The sequence below is a fragment of the Abyssibacter profundi genome (genome assembly GCF_003151135.1).
Taxonomy (GTDB): domain Bacteria; phylum Pseudomonadota; class Gammaproteobacteria; order Nevskiales; family OUC007; genus Abyssibacter; species Abyssibacter profundi.
Genome location: NZ_QEQK01000030.1, coordinates 1 through 768 on the forward strand (window position 1 = coordinate 1; position 768 = coordinate 768).

At 59.3% G+C, this 768-nt stretch carries 1 protein-coding gene; it reads right to left on the reverse strand.

Translation table 11 applies throughout. From position 1 onward, the window contains the following. Nucleotides 1-736 (reverse strand): IS30 family transposase (locus tag DEH80_RS17020; RefSeq protein ID WP_109721722.1); only part of this gene is annotated, 736 nt, incomplete at its 3' end. Between the last annotated feature and the right edge of the window lie 32 nt (nucleotides 737-768).

Sequence of the window (768 nt, forward strand, 5' to 3'; positions counted from 1 at the left end):
GATAATCCGCCGTTGCTTGGTCGAAAAGCTCCTGCGGGGTCTGAAAGTCAAAACGTTTTCTTGGCCGGGTGTTCAGCAGCCACGCGACGTCGTTCAGGCGGACCTGGCTCACACCTGACAGGTCGGTGCCCTTCGGGAAGTACTGCCGTAGCAGGCCGTTGATGTTCTCGTTGCTGCCCCGCTGCCACGGGGCGTGCGGATCTGCAAAGTAGATAGCCATCTTCAGGTGCTTGCTCATCAGCGGATGCTCCGCCATCTCCGAGCCCCGGTCGTAGGTCATCGACAGCCGGAGGAAGCGGTCGATCTTCCTGAGCTGCCGTTCAAAGCCCTCTCGGACGGCTGAAGCGCTCTTGTTCTCCATCTTGCACAGCACCAGAAAGCCGGTCTTACGCTCGACCAGCGTGCCGATACAGGACTGATTCAGCTGGCCGATGATCAGGTCGCCTTCCCAGTGGCCTGGAAATTCTCGACCTTCGATTTCGGCCGGTCGCTGATGAATCGTCTGGTGATCCGGGACCTGAATCGCCGAGCAGTTCGAAGTGCTGGCTCTRCGCCCACGTTTGGGCTTKSCCTGGCGCAGYTGGGACACCAGYAGCCGCTTCAGGTRGTTTCTCGGCTGTGCGTAGACCCACGAATAAATGGTCTCGTGGCTCACGTGCATGGACGGATCGTCCGGGTGTTCCCGTTTCAGCTTTTCTGCGATTTGCTCTGGCGACCACTGGCGATGCTCAAGCATGCTGACGACCCGATCTGACAAGCGTGTACCAG